An 18,116-nucleotide genomic window follows, 5' to 3' on the forward strand; every position below is an offset into this window, starting at 1 on the left:
GGGACCGTGGCAAGCACCTCCCCCGATGCGGTTAACCTGAGCGGTCAGGCGGTTGCGTTGCCAACGGGCGTCACGCTGAATGTCGCAAGCTTCGGCGATCGCGATGCGCCCGCCGTGATCCTGCTGCACGGCTTTCCCGAATCGCACCGTGCCTGGCGCCATCAACTGCTTGCGCTGGGGCTATCGCATTTCGTCATCGCGCCCGATCAGCGCGGCTATGGCCGATCGTCCAAACCGCTCGGGGTCGAAGCCTATGACGCAAAGCTGCTGATGGACGACGTCGTCGCGCTTGCCGATGCCTTCGGCCTGCGCGAATTCACGCTGATCGGCCATGATTTCGGCGGATCGCTGGCATGGTCGACGGCGATGCGCTTCCCCGATCGGGTGCGTCGGCTGGCGGTGCTCAACGGCCCGCATCCGCTGATCATGCAACGCAGGTTGATCGACGATCCTGCCCAGCGCGCCGCCGGCCAGCCGATGCGCAAATTCCGGCAGATGGCAAGCGATGGCGACCCGAGCGAAGCGGAACTGGAAGCGTTTTTCCATTTCTTGTTCGTCGAACATCTGCAGGCCACGGTATCCGACGCCGAACGCGAACGCTATTTCGCCGAATGGCGCGATCCGGGCCGGATGACGGCGATGTGCAACTGGTATCGCGCCGCGCGGATCTTCGTTCCCCCTCTGGGCGAAGATACGGCCCGGCCCGAATGGATCGACGGCCCCTTTCCGATGATTTCCCAGCCGGCATTGGTGTTGTGGGGCATGCGCGATCGCGGGCTGCTGCCCAGCCTGATGGATGGGCTGGAGAATCTGGCGCCCGATCTTACGGTGCTGCGCTTCCCTGAGGCAGGGCATTTCCTGCCATGGGAAGCGCCCGAGGAAGTGAGCCGCGCATTGACCAGCTGGCTCCGCCGGACCCCGATAAAACCCTATCAAAGCTGATCCGCACCGCCCGTTTCGATCGCTGCGATCCATTGTCCGTGCGCATGCGCGCTCGCCAGCAGCGCAAAACCCTCCGCCCCGGGCCAGCTGCGCACTCGCACCTCCTGCCGTTGGCGCACGCGATCGGGCTCCATCATCACCCATGCCAGCGGCCGTTCCGGACTGGCCCCGGCACCTGCCCGCGCCATCGCCGTTTCGATCCGCTGCCGCCCCGATTGCGGCAGATATTGCCAGACCACCGAATGCATCAGCACGCGCGTCACGCCTTCGTCCTGCGGTTCGGCCAGCCGCGCGTCGAGCCAGTCGGCGGCATCGGCAGCCTCGATCCGCACCGGTCGTTCGCGAATCATCGCGATTGCCCGCTCCAGCCGCGCCTGCCGTTCCGGCTGATCGGCCCAGATATAGGCGGCCAGCCGTGTCGCGGCGGCAGGATCGCGCACGTCGATCGGGCGCACATCGCATCCACGCACGCTTTCGATGCGGACCGGCACGTCGGGCGGCGGAACCCCGCGCCATTCGGGCCGGATCGTCACCGGCGATTCGCCGGGCCCCACCGTCACGCCGCCCAGATCGAAACGATAGCGATCGATCAACAAATTGAGCCCCGCGCTCGAACCGATTTCGAGCAACTCCATCCGCGGGCCATGCCGGCGCGCGATTTCGAGCAGCCCGGTCATCAATGCACCGGATCGCGCCGGTTCATTGGTCTGCGGCGGCCCGTCGAGCCAGGGGAAAAGCGCCGCGTCATGCCGGATCAGCGCGTCGGCCAGCACGATCGCAACCGCGTCGGGATCGACCAGTTCGCCCGAAAAGACGCGCGCCAGTTCGGGCGCCGCGCCGCTCTGCGCCAGCGCATGCAGCCCGCCGACCATACGCAGCGGCAATGCGTCCGCGGTCGGATCGCCCGGCCAGTTCAGGATATGCGCGCCGGTACGGCTTTCGGGCGTGACACATGCCGCCAGCACCGCGCAGATCCGCGCGGTGATCGGCGCGTCCATCGCCGCGCAATAGCCCTGCTGGATCAGAAACGCCTCGCGATTTGCCGCTTCGTCCGCCATTGCCGTCCTCCCCAGGCTTGTTGCGCCCGCGCCGCCCCCCAAGTAAAGCCCCGCTGCTCATGACCGATCCGATCATCCTCGCCGTGCCCAAGGGGCGCATATTGGAAGAAGCGCTGCCGCTGCTCGCACAGGTCGGCATCGTTCCCGAACCCGATTTCGGCGACAAGAACAGCCGCGCCCTGCGCTTTCGCACCAACCGGCCCGATATCGACCTGATCCGCGTGCGCGCGTTCGACGTCGCGACCTTTGTCGCGCATGGCGCCGCGCAGCTCGGGATCGTCGGGTCGGATGTGCTCGCCGAATTCGATTATTCGGAGCTCTATGCGCCGGTCGATCTGGGCATCGGCCATTGCCGCATCTCAGTCGCCGAACCCGCCGATCTGGCGGCAAAGGACGATCCGCGCGGCTGGAGCCATGTCCGTATCGCGACCAAATATCCGCACATCACCCGCGCGCATTTCGAAAAGCGCGGCGTTCAGGCCGAATGCGTCAAACTGAACGGTGCGATGGAGTTGGCGCCCAAGCTGGGGCTTGCCCCGCGCATCGTCGACCTCGTCTCGTCGGGCCGCACGCTCAAGGAAAACGGACTGGTCGAAGTCGAAGTGATCGAGAATGTCACCTCGCGGCTGATCGTCAATCGCGCGGCGTTCAAGACGCGCGCGGCCGAAGTCGTCCCGCTGGTCGACGGTTTCCGCAAGGCCGTGGAAAGGGACGCGGGGTGATCCGCCTCGACGCCACCGCACCCGATTTCGCCGCCGCCTTCACTGCGCTGGTCAATGCGCGGCGCGAAGCCGACGAAGATGTCGCGCGCGACGTCACCGCGATCATCGCGCGCGTCCGCAACCAGGGCGATGTCGCGCTGGCCGAACTGACCGCCAAATTCGACGGCCATGATCTCGATGCCGGGGGCTGGCGCGTCGAACCCGGCGTCTGCAAGGCGGCGTTCGACACGCTTGATCCCGAGCTTCGCAGCGCGCTCGAACTCGCCGCGACTCGTATCCGCGCCTATCATGCCGCCCAGCGCCCGGCCGACAGCGACACCACCGATGATGCCGGCATCCGGCTCGGCGCGCGGTGGCGCGCTGTCGATGCCGCGGGCGTCTATGTGCCCGGCGGGCGGGCGGCCTATCCCTCGTCGGTGCTGATGAACGCGATTCCCGCAAAAGTGGCGGGCGTCGAACGGCTCGTCATGGTCACCCCGACGCCAAAGGGAGAGACCAACGCGCTCGTCCTCGCCGCCGCGCATCTTGCCGGCGTCGATGAGGTGTGGCGCGTCGGCGGGGCGCAGGCCATCGCCGCGCTTGCCTATGGCACCGACAAAATCGCGCCGGTCGATGTCGTCACCGGTCCCGGCAACGCCTGGGTCGCCGAAGCCAAGCGCCAGCTTTACGGCGTGGTCGGCATCGACATGGTCGCCGGACCGAGCGAGATCGTCGTCGTCGCCGACGGCACGAACGATCCCCGATGGATCGCCGCCGACTTGTTGAGCCAGGCCGAACATGATCCGACCAGCCAGTCGATCCTGTTCACCGACGATGCCGCTTTCGCCGATGCCGTCGCGCGCGAAGTCGATGCCCAGATCGCAACGCTCGCCACCGGCGCGACGGCGCGGACGAGCTGGGATGCGAACGGCGCGATCATCCTGGTTCCGACGCTGGCCGACGCGATGCCGCTGGTGGATCGCCTCGCGCCCGAACATCTCGAACTTGCCTGCGACGATCCCGAAACGCTGTTCGCACAGGTGCGCCACGCCGGATCGGTGTTCCTTGGCCGCCACACGCCCGAAGCGGTCGGCGATTATGTCGCCGGTCCCAACCATGTGCTTCCCACCGGGCGTCGCGCGCGTTTCGCGTCGGGCCTCTCGGTGCTCGATTATATGAAGCGCACCAGCTTCCTTGCGCTCGATGCGGCGGGCCTCGGCGCGATCGGCCCGGCGGCGGTGGCGCTGGCAGAGGCAGAGGGCCTGCCCGCCCATGCCCGCTCGGTGGCGATCCGGCTGGGCCAATAGCCGCCGATTTGCACGCACGCCGCACGCCCCCTATCTTTCTGAAGTAACAAGAGAAAGACAGGAGAGCCGTCATGGCCGGCGGATGGGCGCGCGATGGCGCGGTACAGGATCAGATCGACGATACGGTAAGCGATGCCGTGTCCGAAGCCCGCGCGCGGATGCCGACGGGCGAAAGCCTCGAATATTGCGCGCTGTGCGGCGAGGATATTCCCGAAAAGCGGCGCAAGGCGCTGCCCGGCGTGCGGCTGTGCGTCGATTGCCAGGCCGAACGCGACCGCGCGCATCGCGCCGGCGGCTTCAATCGACGCGGCAGCAAGGACAGCCAGCTGCGTTAAGCGCCTTTTGCTTTGCCTTGTGCGCGGCGCGCCCCTATCTGGCCCCGATCATGCCAAGTCCCAATGCCAAGAACCGATCCAGGGCGCGCGCGGCCGCGCGTCTCGCCGCCGTACAGGCGCTGTACCAGCAGGAGATGGAAGGCACGCCGCTGCCCCGCCTGCTGACCGAATTTCACCAGCATCGGCTGGGCGCGGTGATCGAGGATGTCGAATATGCCGAAGCGGACGTCACCTTCTTCGACGACCTCGTCACCGGCGTCGATGCACGCCGCGAAGAGATTGACGCGCTGATCGCGGCAAAGCTCGCCGACAGCTGGTCGATCGACCGGCTCGACAAGCCGATGCGCCAGATCCTGCGCGCCGGCGCCTTTGAACTGATCGCCCGCGCCGATGTACCGACCGGCGCCGTCATCAACGAATATCTCGACGTGACCGACGCCTTTTACGACCGCCGCGAAAAGGGCTTCGTCAACGGCCTGCTCGACGCCATCGCCAAACAGGCGCGCGGCTGAAGCACCGACATATCCGTTGCTTTCCGGCAACGCTCTCAAAAGGATGACGATCGTCGATGCCCTGGCGGCAGGCACGGATTTCCGTGGCTTGCCGGCCGCGCATGGCCATGCCCCTGGCCCTGCTCATGACCTTGTCGCCGATCTGCCTGACCGCGAACGGGACGGGAAAAGCCGACTCGTCACACAGTAAAGGTTTTCCCGGCGTCGCTTTGGCGCTAGCTGCCGCGCATGACTTCCGAAGCAGAATTTATCGAAGCGTTGCGTACGCTTCCCATGCACCCTGCCGCGCGCGGCCTGACCGACGACAGCGCGGTGCTGGTCGATGGCCGGGTTCTGACCACCGACATGATCATCGAAGGCGTGCATTTCCTGTCCGACGATTCGCCCGCCGATGTCGCGTGGAAGCTGCTGGGCGTCAATCTGTCCGACCTGGCGGCAAAGGGCGCCAAGCCCGAAGGCGTGCTGATCGGCTATACGCTGTCGGAAGACAGCGACTGGAACCGCGCCTTTGTCGAAGGACTGGGCGAAGCGTTGCGCCATTATTCGGTGCCGCTGCTCGGCGGCGATACCGTGTCTGCGCCGCCGGGCGCGCCGCGCAGCCTGTCGCTGACCGCATTGGGCAAGAGCGTACGCGCACCCACGCGCGACGGCGCACAGGCGGGCAACGCGCTGTGGGTCACCGGAACGCTGGGCGATGCCGGGGCGGGGCTGGCGATTGCGCGGGGCGGCACGGGTCCGGCCGCGCTGGTCGAACGCTATCGCCGTCCGATGCCGCGCGTCGCCGAAGGACAGGCGCTCGCACGGCAGGTCCATGCGATGATGGACGTTTCCGACGGGCTGCTGATCGATGCCGCGCGCATGGCAAAGGCAAGCGGCGTTGCCGTGACGATCGACCTGGCGACGATCCCGCTCTCGCCCGAGCTGATCGCATTCGCAGGCGAGGATCGCGAAGTCCGCATCGCCGCCGTCACGGCCGGAGATGATTACGAACTGCTGTTCGCGCTGCCCGACGGATCGATGCCTGCGGTGCCGGCAACGCGCGTCGGCATGTTCTCCGCCGGCGAAGGCATCACGCTGATCGACGGCGAGGAAGAAGTCGACATGCCCGAAACGCTGGGATTCGAGCATAGCTGAGCCGGTTCAGGAGTTTCTTGCGCTAACCCGCGCCCCCCGATAGCCTCTCCCTGCTCGGTATCCGGCACATAGACCGGAGCCAGAGAGAGGATGACAGGGGAAGGAACGCTCCAACATGACAATCGTGTATCTTGCCATCGCCTGCGGCATCATTGCCGTGGTCTATGGCTTCGTGACCAGCGGACAAGTGCTCAGGGCACCCGCCGGCGACCAGAAAATGCAGGATATCGCAGCCGCGATTCAGGAAGGCGCCAAGGCCTATCTGGGGCGGCAATATCGCACCATCGCCATTGTCGGCGTGATCGTGGCGGTGATCCTGTTCTTCACGCTTGGCATCCGCTCGACCATCGGCTTCGCATTGGGAGCGATTCTTTCCGGCGCTGCGGGCTTTGTCGGCATGAATATTTCGGTGCGTGCCAATGTCCGCACCGCCGAAGCCGCGCGCACCTCGCTGCAGGGCGGTCTTACCCTCGCCTTCCGTTCGGGCGCGATCACCGGCATGCTGGTGGCGGGCCTGGGCCTGCTCGCGATCTCGCTGATCTTCTGGTACATTGTCGGTGTCGAAGGGCACGCCGCCAACGGCCGTGAAGTGATCGAGGCGCTGACCGCGCTGGCATTCGGCGCATCGCTGATTTCCATCTTCGCGCGTCTGGGCGGCGGCATCTTTACCAAGGCCGCCGATGTCGGCGCCGATCTGGTCGGCAAGGTCGAGGCCGGGATTCCCGAGGACGACCCCCGCAACCCGGCGGTGATCGCGGACAATGTCGGCGACAATGTCGGCGATTGCGCGGGCATGGCCGCCGATCTTTTCGAAACCTATGTCGTGACGATCGGCCTGACCATGGTGTCGATCGCGCTGCTGGTGCACGGTCTTGCACCCGACACGTTGCTCGCGTTGATGAGCCTGCCGCTGATCGTCGGCGGCGTTTGCATCGTGACGTCGATCATCGGCACCTATTTCGTGCGTCTGGGCAAAAGCCAGTCGATCATGGGCGCGCTCTACAAGGGCTTCTTCGCCACCGCCCTGTTGTCGATCCCGGCCATCTATGCCGTCACCAGCGCGGCGCTCGGCGACATGTCGGCGCCGATCGGCGGCGGCTCGGGCCTCGAAACCGCGCTCGATTCGATGGATCTGGGGGCGATCGCCGCCACCGTCACCGGCCCCAGCTTTACCGGCTGGGATCTGTTCATCTGCATGATGATCGGGCTTGCCGTCACCGGCCTGCTGGTGTGGATCACCGAATATTATACCGGCACCGAATATCGTCCGGTCCGGTCGATCGCCAAGGCATCGGTTACCGGCCATGGCACCAATGTCATTCAGGGGCTGGCGATCAGCCTTGAATCGACTGCGCTGCCGACGCTGGTGATCGTCGTCGCGGTGATCGCGACGTATCAGATCGCGGGCATCATCGGCATCGCCTTTGCCGCGACCTCGCTGCTGGCGCTGGCCGGGATGGTCGTCGCGCTCGACGCCTATGGCCCGGTGACGGACAATGCCGGCGGCATCGCCGAAATGGCGGGCCTGCCCGACGATGTCCGTACCCGCACCGACGCGCTCGATGCGGTGGGCAACACGACCAAGGCCGTGACAAAAGGCTATGCCATCGGTTCGGCAGCACTGGCGGCGCTGGTGCTGTTCGGCGCCTATACGACCGACCTCAAACATTATGCGACCGAGCTGGGCCTGACCGGCGAAGTCGATTTCAGCCTGTCGAGCCCCTATGTCGTCGTCGGTCTGCTGCTCGGCGCGCTGCTGCCCTATCTGTTCGGGGCGTTCGGCATGACTGCCGTGGGCCGCGCCGCCGGTTCGGTGGTCGAGGATGTCCGCACCCAGTTCCGCGACGATCCGGGCATCATGGCGGGCACCAGCCGGCCCAATTACGGGCGGACGGTCGATATCGTCACCAAGGCGGCGATCAAGGAAATGATCATCCCGTCGCTGCTGCCGGTACTCGCGCCGGTGGTGGTCTATTTCGTGGTGATGTGGGTGGCGACTGCGGGCGCGCCCGATCCGCTGCCGATCGAATTCGCCAGCGCCGAAGCCTATGGCCGCAGCCAGGGTTTCGCCGCGGTCGGCGCCTTGCTGCTCGGCGTGATCGTGTCGGGCCTGTTCGTCGCCATCTCGATGACTTCGGGCGGCGGCGCATGGGACAATGCCAAGAAATATATCGAGGACGGCCATCACGGCGGCAAGGGCAGCGAAGCCCATAAGGCCGCAGTGACCGGCGACACCGTCGGCGATCCGTACAAGGACACCGCCGGCCCGGCGGTCAATCCGATGATCAAGATCACCAACATCGTCGCGCTGCTGATGCTCGCGGCACTGGCCGCTGCCGGATCGGGCAGCATCTAGGCGATCGCGATGGTCGGCGGCTGATCCCGCCGCCTGCCGACAAACAGGCCCCGTTCGGAGCGATCCGGGCGGGGCCTTTTGCTTTTCGGCGACGTCGGCACGGGCGAGCTGCACCGCATTCGGGCTGCGTGACGATCCGCAGAAGATGGAATCGCTGAGCGCAGACCGAGGCGCGGAACCGCCACACGCCACACGCCACACGCCACACAGAAACGACAAAATCGCGCGCCCAACGCTGTGTTCGGCGTATTTCTTCCGTTAACCCGCTTGTCTTTACGACATCTCGCCAATAGCCTTAAGTGGCTATCGGGGGAATAGTTGCGATGAGTTTGAGAGTATTTTGGGCGGCGACGCTATTGGCCGCAAGCGCTGCTTTGCATGGAACGCAGCTCGCTTTGGTACCTGCGGCCCAGGCTCAGGCAGGCGCACAATATTCGGCGGCTGATTTCGCGGCGTTGCCGACACTGGAATCCCCGGAACTTTCGCCCGACGGAACAAAAATCGCCGCGCAATTGGCAGTGCGGGGGGAACAATATCTGGCGATCATACCGATCGGAGGCGGAAGCCCGTCCATCATCCCGCTGGAAGAAAACGACCTGTTGTGGATCGACTGGGTCAACGAAGACTGGCTTGTCGCCGGCATCGGCGGTGAGGCGGCATTCGGCAGATACGGGGTCAGCTATATCACACGCGCAGTCGGGCTGAAGGCGGACGGCACGAAATCGGTACCGCTGCTTACCCGGTCGCGTCAGGTCGGCCGCTATGCCGACAATGTCATCTGGATCGCGCATGACGGCACGCCGCGCGTGCGCCTCGCGATGCAGCGCGCGCAATATCTGCATGAGCCCGGCTTCTGGCCCGAAGTTCTCGAATTCAACGTCTCGACAGGGCGCAGCCGGCTGATCGTCAGCGGACGCGAAGGCATTTTCGACTGGATCACCGATGGCGACGGCAATGTCCGGGTCGGCGTGGGCAATTTCGACGGCCAGTATCGCATCCTCTATCGCGGTAGCGATTCGGACGGCTGGCGCGAACTGGCCGACCAGGAAGTCGCCTATCGCGAAAGCGTGGCAAAACCCGACCTGTTCCTCGACGACGGCACGGTTCTGTCGCTGACGGCGGGGCCGGACGGCATCCGCCGACTGTATCGCTACGATCTCGAAACCATGTCGCTCGGCGAGCCGCTGTATCAGAGTGAGGGACATGATATCGGCAGCTATCGCACCAATGCTGCGCAGAACAAGCTGATTGGCGTCAGCTATCTGGACCAGGGCTCGACGATCCAGTGGCTCGATTCTTCCCTGGCCGAAATACAGCGTGAAGTCCGCGAACGGATCAATGGTGGCGATGCTTCGATCATCAGCTACAGCGACGATTATGGTCGCGCTATCATCAAGGTAGGGTCGAATGATTCGCCCGGCGCCTATTTCCTCTACGATCGCGCATCCGGGGGAATGAATCTCATCGCCTATGGCAATCCGAAAATTCAGCTGGCGCGCCTGAACCCGGTCAGCACGGTCCACTATGCTGCGCGCGATGGCCTGCCGATCGAAGCAGTATTGACGCTGCCGAAAGGCAAGAGCGAGAATCTGCCGCTCGTCGTGATGCCGCACGGCGGCCCCGATGCCCGCGACTATGAACATTATGACTGGTGGGCGCAGTTCGTCGCCAGCCGCGGCTATGCCGTCATTCAGCCCAATTATCGCGGATCGAGCGGCTATGGCCGCGCATTTTCCGTGGCAGGCGACGGCGAATGGGGTCGAAAGATGCAGGATGATCTCGACGACGCAGTCGCCTATCTCGCTGAACAGGGGATCGCCGATCCCGGTCGCGTGTGCATCGTCGGCGGCTCCTATGGCGGCTATGCCGCGCTGCGCGGCGCCCAGCGTAATCCAGAGATTTATCGCTGCGCCGTATCCTTTGCCGGCGTGTCGGACATGAACGCCATGCTGGCGCATGACAAACGCTTCCTCTCGAATCAGTTTACCGACTGGCTGTCGAATCAGGCGCCCGATCTCAGCGACATTTCGCCGATCAATTTCGCGTCGGATTTCCGCGTTCCGGTGTTGCTGGTGCACGGCAAGAAGGATCTGCGACTTCCCGAAAGCCAGTCGAGCCGCATGGCCGAAAAGCTGCGCGCCGCAAACAAGGACGTGATCTATATCGAGCAACCCGAGGGCGACCACCACTTCACAAGGGAAGCGGATCGCGTCGAATTCCTCGAAGCGCTCGAAAAGTTCCTGCTCGAGCATAACCCGCCCAACTGATCGGCTGAAGCCGCCCGTCGCTGCGACGGGCGGCAAACTTCTTCTTCCAGGGCTTGCGGGCGCGGCATGTTTCGCTACCCAAGCGGCGATGGCCGACGCTTCCGCTCCCACCCCGATGATGGCGCAATATCTGGCGCTCAAGGAAGAGGCGGGGGATTGTCTGCTCTTCTACCGGATGGGCGACTTCTTCGAGCTGTTCTTTGACGATGCAAAGGTCGCCAGCGCCTGCCTCGACATCGCGCTTACCGCGCGGGGCAGCCATGGCGATGACAAGGTGCCGATGTGCGGCGTGCCCGCCCATAGCGCGACCGGCTATCTCGCGCGGCTGATCAAGGCTGGGCACCGGGTCGCCATCGCCGATCAGATCGAAACGCCCGAAGAAGCGAAGAAGCGCGGCGGATCGAAGGCGCTGGTCGCGCGCGCGATCATCCGCGTCGTCACTGCCGGCACGCTGACCGAAGAGGCGCTGCTCGACAGCCGCAGCGCAAATTGGTGCGCGGCGATCGGCGAAGCGGGCGGCGAAGTCGCAATCGCCTGTGCCGACATCTCTACCGGCGTGTTCGAAGTGATCGAATGCGGCGCCGACCGCGCGAGCGCCGAACTCGCCCGCTATGCCCCGGCCGAAACCATCGCGTCCGAAGCGTCGGATTTTGCCGATCTCGCCACGGCGCTGCGCCCGAAGGGCGACTTCGATTCGGCGCGCGGCGAATCGCGGCTCAAATCCTTGTTCGGCGTCGCCACGCTCGACGGCTTTGGCAGCCTGTCGCGCGCCGGGCTGGCCGCCGCGGGCGGACTGGTCGCCTATCTCGACCATACGGCAAAGGGCGCGCTGCCTTTCCTGCGTCCGCCGCATGTCACGCGCACCGAATCGGCAATGGCGATCGACGCGGCAACGCGCGAGAGCCTCGAACTCACCGTCTCGCAATCGGGCGCGCGCAAGGGCAGCCTGCTCGATGCGGTCGACCGCACCGTTACCGGCTCGGGCGCGCGCATGCTGGGCGCGGATATCGCCGCGCCGCTGATGGACCGCACAGCGATCGAAGCGCGGCTCGATCTCGTCCAGCGTTTCCATGACGATGCCGGGCTGCGCGACATGGTGCGCGGCGCGCTGCGCGCCATGCCCGATATCGGCCGCGCGCTCGGACGGCTGGCGGCGGGACGCGGCAGCCCGCGCGATCTGGGGCAGCTGCGCGACGGGCTCGACGGCGCATGGCGGCTCGGCGAAAAGCTCTCGGGCCTCGCCGATCGCCCGCCCCTGCTCGACGCGCTCGCGCCGCAGCTGCGCGGCCATGGCGAACTGATCGACTTGCTCCAGCGCGCGCTGGTCCCCGATCCGCCGGTCGATGCCGATAAGGGTGGCTATATCGCCGAAGGCTATGACGCCGCGCTCGATGATCTGCGCGATACCGGCGCGGGCGGGCGCCGCGCCATCGCCAGGCTCGAAGCCGAATATCGCGACCAGACCGGCATCGCGACGCTCAAGATCAAGCATAATGGCGTGCTCGGCTATCATATCGAAGTGCCCGCCAAATCCGCCGACAAGCTGATGGCACCCGACAGCGGCTTCACCCATCGCCAGACGCTCGCCGGCGTCGTCCGCTTCAACGCGCCCGAACTGCACGATCTGGCGATCAAGGTGACACAGGCCGGCGCCCACGCGCTGACCGCCGAAGCCGCGCATCTCGAAGACCTTACCGCCACCGCGCTCGACCGGCGCGAAGCGATTGCGGCCACCGCCGACGCGCTCGCCCGTCTCGATGTCTCGGCGGGCCTTGCCGAACGCGCGGCAGAGGGCGGCTGGGCACGCCCCGCGCTGGTCGATCACGCCTGTTTCGATATCGTCGGCGGCCGCCATCCGGTGGTCGAAGCAGCCCTGGCGCGCGCGGGCGAGCGGTTCGTCGCCAATGACTGTTCGCTCAGCGAGGATTCGCGCCTCTGGCTCGTCACTGGTCCGAACATGGGCGGCAAATCGACCTTTCTGCGCCAGAATGCGCTGATCGCGGTGCTGGCACAGGCGGGCAGCTATGTCCCCGCCACCCGCGCCACGCTCGGCCTGGTCGACCGGCTGTTCAGCCGGGTCGGCGCGTCGGACAATCTGGCGCGCGGGCGATCGACCTTCATGGTCGAAATGGTCGAAACCGCCGCGATCCTGGCACAGGCAACCCCGCAAAGCTTCGTCATCCTCGACGAAGTCGGGCGCGGCACCTCGACCTATGACGGCCTCGCCATCGCCTGGGCAGTGGTCGAGGCGATTCACGAGGAAAATCGCTGCCGCTGCCTGTTCGCCACCCATTATCACGAGCTGACGCGGCTCGCCGAACGCTGCGACGCGCTCACGCTCCACCATGTCCGCGCGCGCGAATGGAAGGGCGATCTCGTCCTGCTCCACGAAGTCTCCGAAGGACCAGCCGACCGCAGCTATGGCCTTGCCGTTGCGCGGCTCGCCGGGCTGCCGCCGATCACGATCAAGCGCGCCCGCGCCGTGCTCGACAAGCTTGAGGCAGGGCGCGAAAAGACCGGCGGCCTTGCGGCCGGCCTTGACGACCTTCCCCTCTTCGCCGCGATGGCCGAGGAGGAACCCGAAGCCACCGACCCGCTGCGCAGCGAGCTCGAAACGCTCGACATCGACGCCTTAAGCCCGCGCGAGGCGCTCGAAATACTCTATCGCCTGAAAGGGCTGGCGAGTGAGTGATATGGCCGAGCGACCTCAAGTGTTTGCCAGTCGGTTTTGGGGCTTCAATCCTTGTACGCACCCAGCCGTAACATTCGGCAAAGCAGGAAATCGAGATCGCTTGATTACCCAATCACAACCGGGTGATTTGATACTCTTTGTAGGAACTCAGGGGTGGCCTACGTCCCCCGACGAACAAGGTCGTTTGCTTGGTCTCGTAGAATTCGGGCGTATTCCTACGGACACCCGTAATCTGATAGCCCGCGACGCCATGTTCCAGCACGAATTGGAAGGTGGATCTTATAGATGGCCAAAGGCCCTTCCAATGTTGCGGGCATGGAAATTCCGGTCACCTCCCATGTTGCGTGATGTTTTGAGCGAACAACTACCAATGTACGCAACCGTTGGCGCGGTACTTCTGTCGGCCGAAGATCGAAGGGCTGTACTTGCCATACCGCGCATCGAAGCACCGGTGCGCGAAACCAAATTTCTGTCTCGCCTCAAGGCTGGACAGGATGCGCTTCAGCAAGGCCCGACCCGAGGTCCAAGTCCGACAGAATGGACGGCCACGACCACGCGAAACCTGGGGGAGTCATCGTACACGTACGCCCTGCGCTTCGGAAATCGCGACATCTGGAAGGTTGGATTTGCGGCTGACCCAAAGGCGAGGCGCAACCAGATTAATTGCCATGTCCCGACAGAGGTGCTTCACGAGGAATGGACGCTCTGGCGAACCCACCGATGGAGTAGTGAAAAGGGTGCATATGCAATGGAGCAGCGCCTGTTGTCACTTCTCGAAAAATCCCGCACTTCTGGTGAACGTATTTCCTGCAATGAGACTGAAATCAGCCGAGCGTGGCAATCGGCAGTCCTCTATTCGGATTGCGATGACAGCTAACATGACCGCCGCCGACCTCACCGACATCTTCCTCGCCGCGCTGATCCGCGCGCATGGCAGCACCAAGGCGCGCTGGCGCAAGGTGCTGGGCCGTCCGCGCGTTTATGACCGGGAAACCCACCCGCATTGCAACTGGTCGTTCGCCCCCAGCGGCAGCGTGGTCGAAGTGGCGGCGGTGGAAAACCTTGCCGATCGCCTGCGCGGCGAATATCCGATCGTCAGCGACGGCTGATTCGCCTGTTCCTGCGTAGAGTGAAACCGGATGTTCGACATTGCCTATGACGGTCCGGCCAACATCCTGCGCCTCCATGTACGCGGCTTCTGGGCCCCCGACGATGTGACGCGCTTCGCCGGCGCCGTCGCGCTGGCACTGCGCGACGCACGCCGCCTGCGAAGTGATTTCGACATACTGGTCGAATCGTTCGATTTCCCGGTTCAGGCCAATCACGTCGCCGATCTGCTGGCAGGCATAAAGGATGCGGGCATGGCCGCCACCAGCGGCCGCGCCGCCGTAGTGGTGGGAAGCCGCCTCAACCAGCTTCAGGCCGAACGCACGCTGGTGCATCCGCGGGTAAAGGTGTTTTCGACGATGAACGCGGCAGAGGCGTGGCTGGCCGAAGCCGCCTAGCCCCCCGGCCCTCACCCGCCGTGAGTCATCATCCACTTCTCAAGCACCGGCGCGATGCGGGTGCGCCATTTCGATCCGTTGAAGATGCCGTAATGGCCGACGCCCTTGGCCATATGATATTGCTTCATGCTGTCGGGCAAATTGGTCGCCAGCTTCAGCGCCGCCTTGGTCTGGCCCAGCCCTGAAATATCGTCCTTTTCGCCTTCGACCGCGAGCAGACCGATATCGGTGATCGCGCCGGGATCGACGCGCTTGCCGCGATGCATCATCTCGCCCGTCGGCAGCGCGTGGCTCTGAAACACGACATCGATCGTCTGGAGATAGAATTCGGCGGTCATGTCGCAGACCGAACGATATTCGTCATAAAAGCCCATCGTCGCGTCGGCGCTTTCGCCATCGCCCTGGACCAGATGCTTGAACATCTCCCAATGGCTGATCATGTGATTGCCAAGGTTCATCGACATGAACCCGGCAAGCTGCAGAAAGCCCGGATAAACGCGCCGCCCGGCGCCCGGATAGGTCATCGGCACCGTCGCGATGACATTCTGTTCGAACCAGCTGAACGGCCGCTCAGTCGCCAGCGTGTTGACGGCGGTGGGCGCTTCGCGCGTGTCGATCGGCCCGCCCATCATCGTCAGCGTCGCCGGGCGACACGGATTCTTGTCCGCGCTCATCACTGCGGCGGCGGCATAGACCGGCACCGAAGGCTGGCAGACCGCCAGCACATGCGTGCCCTCGCCGATCGTTTCGAGAAATTCGATGATGTAATCGACATAATCGTCGAGATCGAAGCGGCCTTCATGCATCGGCACCAGCTTCGCGTCATGCCAGTCGGTGATATACACATCGGCGAAGGAAAGCATCCGCTCGACCGTTCCGCGCAACAGCGTCGCGAAATGGCCCGACATCGGCGCGACGATCAGCAGCTTGGGCGCGCCCGGCTTGACGCCCTTGCGGACGAAGCGCTTCAGATTGCCGAACGGCTTTTCAAGCGCGATTTCCTCGACCACGTCGATGCGCTTGCCGTTGATTTCGGTATGGTCGAGTCCGAATTCAGGCTTGCCGCGCGGTGCAGAGGCATGCGCGAACACTTCGAGCGCCGAAGCAAGCACCGGCCCGCCGCCGAAATAGGCGAAGGGATTGGCCGGGTTCTGCAGCAACCCCGCGCTGAAATTCGCCAGAGCGCTGGCTCCTGCCAGCATCGACCGCTGAATTTCATACGCGTTGTAAAGCATGGCCATCCTTCTTGCAGCACCGACGGAGCGGCGGGGGCCCGGAGCGGTATAGCAGCCCGATTGTGCAGTGCAATGACGGGCGGATACGGAGCATGGCCCGAAGCGGCACGTGACGGAAACAACAGCGCCGCTTGCTCCCGATACCGGCAGGGCGGTTTCCTCCCCCGAACATCCGCGCTAGGGCAGCGAACAGATGACCGAAGCCGCCAGCCCCCCGACCGACCTGACTGTCCCACCGGCGCCCGCAAAGGAACGCCGCCGCCTCGGCAATTTGCGCGTGGTGTGGGGCTTTACCCGGCGCTATCCGCTTCAATTGCTCGTCGCGATGACCGCCCTGCTGGTTTCGGCCGGCGCGACTTTGTGGATTCCGCGCACTTTTCAGCTGGTGGTCGATCACGGCTTTGCCGCGGGCGCCGATCCGGACAGCATCGGGCGCTATTTCGAAGAATTGCTGCTCGTCGTGCTGGTGCTCGCCATCGCCACGGCAGTGCGTTTCTACAGCGTCACCTGGGTCGCCGAACGCAGCGTCGCGGATATTCGCGCCGCGGTGCATCGCAATCTCCTGCACCTGCCGCCGCAATGGTTTGAGGAAAACCGCCCCTCCGAAATCGCTTCGCGCCTCACATCGGATACTGCGATCGTCGAACAGATTGTCGGGTCGACGGTATCGGCGGCGCTGCGCAACCTGCTGATCGGGGTCGGCGGGATCATCTATCTGTTCGCGCTGGCACCGGCGATCGCATCCTATCTGCTGATCGGCATTCCGCTCGTCATCCTGCCGATGGTGGTGCTGGGCAGCCGGGTGCGCAAACTCTCCCGGTCGAGTCAGGACCGGATCGCCGATATCGGTGCGATGGCCGCCGAAACGCTGGGCGCGATGCGAATCGTTCAGGCATTCGGTCAGGAAAGACGCGAAGCCACACGGTTCGAAGGCGCCGTCGATCGCGGGTTCGCGACGGCCCGGCGCCGCGCGCTGATTCGCTCGATCATGACCGCGCTCGTCATCTTCCTGCTGTTCGGCGGGATTTCGCTGATCATGTGGGACGCGGTTTCGGGCGTTGCGAGCGGACGCATTTCCAGCGGCGCGATCACGGCGTTCGTCATCACCGCCGGGCTTGTCACCGGGTCGTTCGGCGCGCTTACCGAAGTCTATGGCGATGTGCTGCGCGCCGCGGGCGCCGCCGCGCGGCTCGGCGAACTGATCGCGGTCGAGCCCGATATCGCGCCGCCGGCCAACCCGGTCGCGCTGCCGCAACCGCCGCAGGGCGCGATCGATTTCGCGCATGTCACGTTCCGCTATCCGACGCGTCAGGATGTCGCGGCGCTTACCGATTTCAACCTGTCGGTCGCACCGGGCGAAACCGTCGCGGTGGTCGGCCCCTCGGGCGCGGGCAAATCGACGTTATTCGCGCTGCTGCAGCGTTTCTACGATCCCGAATCGGGCGAAGTGCGCGTCGACGGCGTCCCGATCGCGCACGCCGATCTTGCCGATCTGCGCGGCCGCATCGCGATGGTGCCACAGGAAACCGTGATCTTCGCCGCGTCGGCGCGCGACAATCTGCGCTACGGCAAATGGGACGCCGGCGATGATGCGCTGTGGCAGGCGGCACAGGCCGCCAATGCCGCCGATTTCCTCCGCGCACTTCCCGACGGGCTCGACACGTTTCTGGGCGAAGGCGGCGCGCGGCTGTCGGGCGGCCAGCGTCAGCGGATCGCGATCGCCCGCGCGCTGCTGCGCGACTCGCCGATCCTGCTGCTCGACGAAGCGACCAGCGCGCTCGATGCCGAAGGCGAACGGCTGGTGCAGGACGCGCTCGAACGGCTGATGGAAAATCGCACGACGCTGGTCATCGCCCATCGCCTCGCCACGGTGCGCGCGGCCGGACGGATCATCGTGATGGATCAGGGCCGGATCGTCGACAGCGGCACGCACGCCGAACTGGTCGAACGCGGCGGCCTCTACGCCCGTCTCGCCGCGCTGCAATTCAACGACGCCGCCTAAGGCGCCCCGGGCAGCAGCCTCCTTCCTTTTGTGATTGGCGTCGATGCGCGCCGCTCCCGCTTCCGCCCCC

The 18,116-nt window shown here is 65.0% G+C and carries 15 protein-coding genes; 13 read left to right on the forward strand and 2 right to left on the reverse strand.

The genetic code is table 11. The annotated features are described in order from the left end of the window. Positions 1 to 6: 6 nt before the first annotated feature. Positions 7 to 942 (forward strand): alpha/beta fold hydrolase, encoded by a 936-nt coding sequence (locus tag DKB74_RS16745; RefSeq protein ID WP_239987573.1) that lies wholly within the window; start codon positions 7 to 9, stop codon positions 940 to 942. Here DKB74_RS16745 and DKB74_RS16750 read toward each other — a convergent pair. Continuing rightward, on the reverse strand, positions 933 to 2,000 hold the full coding sequence (locus DKB74_RS16750) for a DUF2332 domain-containing protein (RefSeq protein ID WP_109809334.1): 1,068 nt from the start codon (positions 1,998 to 2,000) through the stop codon (positions 933 to 935). The genes DKB74_RS16745 and DKB74_RS16750 overlap by 10 nt on opposite strands. Positions 2,001 to 2,059: 59 nt before the next feature. On the opposite strand from DKB74_RS16750, the gene hisG reads away from it, so the two are divergent. From hisG to DKB74_RS16800, 11 genes are all read left to right on the forward strand, one after another. Beyond that, complete coding sequence (gene hisG / locus DKB74_RS16755) at positions 2,060 to 2,722, forward strand: ATP phosphoribosyltransferase (protein WP_109809335.1); 663 nt, start codon at positions 2,060 to 2,062, stop codon at positions 2,720 to 2,722. Further along, positions 2,719 to 4,008: a histidinol dehydrogenase gene (gene hisD, locus DKB74_RS16760; RefSeq protein WP_109809336.1), complete on the forward strand. Its 1,290-nt coding sequence runs from the start codon at positions 2,719 to 2,721 to the stop codon at positions 4,006 to 4,008. Before hisG ends, hisD begins: the two co-directional genes overlap by 4 nt. Before the next feature lie 71 nt (positions 4,009 to 4,079). Beyond that, complete coding sequence (locus DKB74_RS16765; RefSeq protein ID WP_109809337.1) at positions 4,080 to 4,343, forward strand: DksA/TraR family C4-type zinc finger protein; 264 nt, start codon at positions 4,080 to 4,082, stop codon at positions 4,341 to 4,343. 50 nt (positions 4,344 to 4,393) lie between these two features. Further along, complete coding sequence (gene nusB, locus DKB74_RS16770) at positions 4,394 to 4,855, forward strand: transcription antitermination factor NusB (RefSeq protein WP_109809381.1); 462 nt, start codon at positions 4,394 to 4,396, stop codon at positions 4,853 to 4,855. 228 nt (positions 4,856 to 5,083) lie between these two features. Then, positions 5,084 to 5,989, forward strand: coding sequence for a thiamine-phosphate kinase (thiL, locus tag DKB74_RS16775; protein WP_109809338.1), 906 nt, complete (start codon positions 5,084 to 5,086; stop codon positions 5,987 to 5,989). Positions 5,990 to 6,104: 115 nt separating this feature from the next. Further along, positions 6,105 to 8,345 carry a sodium-translocating pyrophosphatase gene (locus DKB74_RS16780; protein ID WP_109809339.1) on the forward strand — a complete coding sequence of 747 codons (2,241 nt, stop codon included), beginning with the start codon at positions 6,105 to 6,107 and terminating at the stop codon, positions 8,343 to 8,345. A 518-nt stretch (positions 8,346 to 8,863) separates the two neighbouring features. Continuing rightward, positions 8,864 to 10,612, forward strand: a complete 1,749-nt coding sequence (locus DKB74_RS16785) for an alpha/beta hydrolase family protein (protein ID WP_239987576.1) — start codon at positions 8,864 to 8,866, stop codon at positions 10,610 to 10,612. 115 nt (positions 10,613 to 10,727) lie between these two features. Next, positions 10,728 to 13,304 (forward strand): DNA mismatch repair protein MutS, encoded by a 2,577-nt coding sequence (mutS, locus tag DKB74_RS16790; protein WP_109809341.1) that lies wholly within the window; start codon positions 10,728 to 10,730, stop codon positions 13,302 to 13,304. Next, complete coding sequence (locus tag DKB74_RS18645; RefSeq protein ID WP_145961036.1) at positions 13,297 to 14,181, forward strand: hypothetical protein; 885 nt, start codon at positions 13,297 to 13,299, stop codon at positions 14,179 to 14,181. The genes mutS and DKB74_RS18645 overlap by 8 nt, the downstream gene beginning before the upstream one ends. A 1-nt stretch (position 14,182) precedes the next feature. Further along, a complete protein-coding gene (locus DKB74_RS16795; protein WP_109809342.1) occupies positions 14,183 to 14,413 on the forward strand; it encodes a hypothetical protein in 231 nt (76 codons plus the stop codon). Positions 14,414 to 14,443: 30 nt separating this feature from the next. After that, complete coding sequence (locus DKB74_RS16800; RefSeq protein WP_109809343.1) at positions 14,444 to 14,809, forward strand: hypothetical protein; 366 nt, start codon at positions 14,444 to 14,446, stop codon at positions 14,807 to 14,809. An 11-nt stretch (positions 14,810 to 14,820) separates the two neighbouring features. Here DKB74_RS16800 and DKB74_RS16805 read toward each other — a convergent pair whose 3' ends face one another. Beyond that, the gene (locus DKB74_RS16805; protein WP_109809382.1) at positions 14,821 to 16,044 is read right to left on the reverse strand and encodes a polyhydroxyalkanoate depolymerase; all 1,224 of its coding nucleotides are present in this window, start codon (positions 16,042 to 16,044) and stop codon (positions 14,821 to 14,823) included. A 193-nt stretch (positions 16,045 to 16,237) separates the two neighbouring features. On the opposite strand from DKB74_RS16805, the gene DKB74_RS16810 reads away from it, so the two are divergent. Further along, positions 16,238 to 18,046 (forward strand): ABC transporter transmembrane domain-containing protein, encoded by a 1,809-nt coding sequence (locus DKB74_RS16810; protein ID WP_109809344.1) that lies wholly within the window; start codon positions 16,238 to 16,240, stop codon positions 18,044 to 18,046. Positions 18,047 to 18,116: the final 70 nt, after the last annotated feature.

Source organism: Stakelama portus (assembly GCF_003171655.1).
GTDB classification, from domain to species: Bacteria; Pseudomonadota; Alphaproteobacteria; order Sphingomonadales; family Sphingomonadaceae; genus Sphingomonas; species Sphingomonas portus.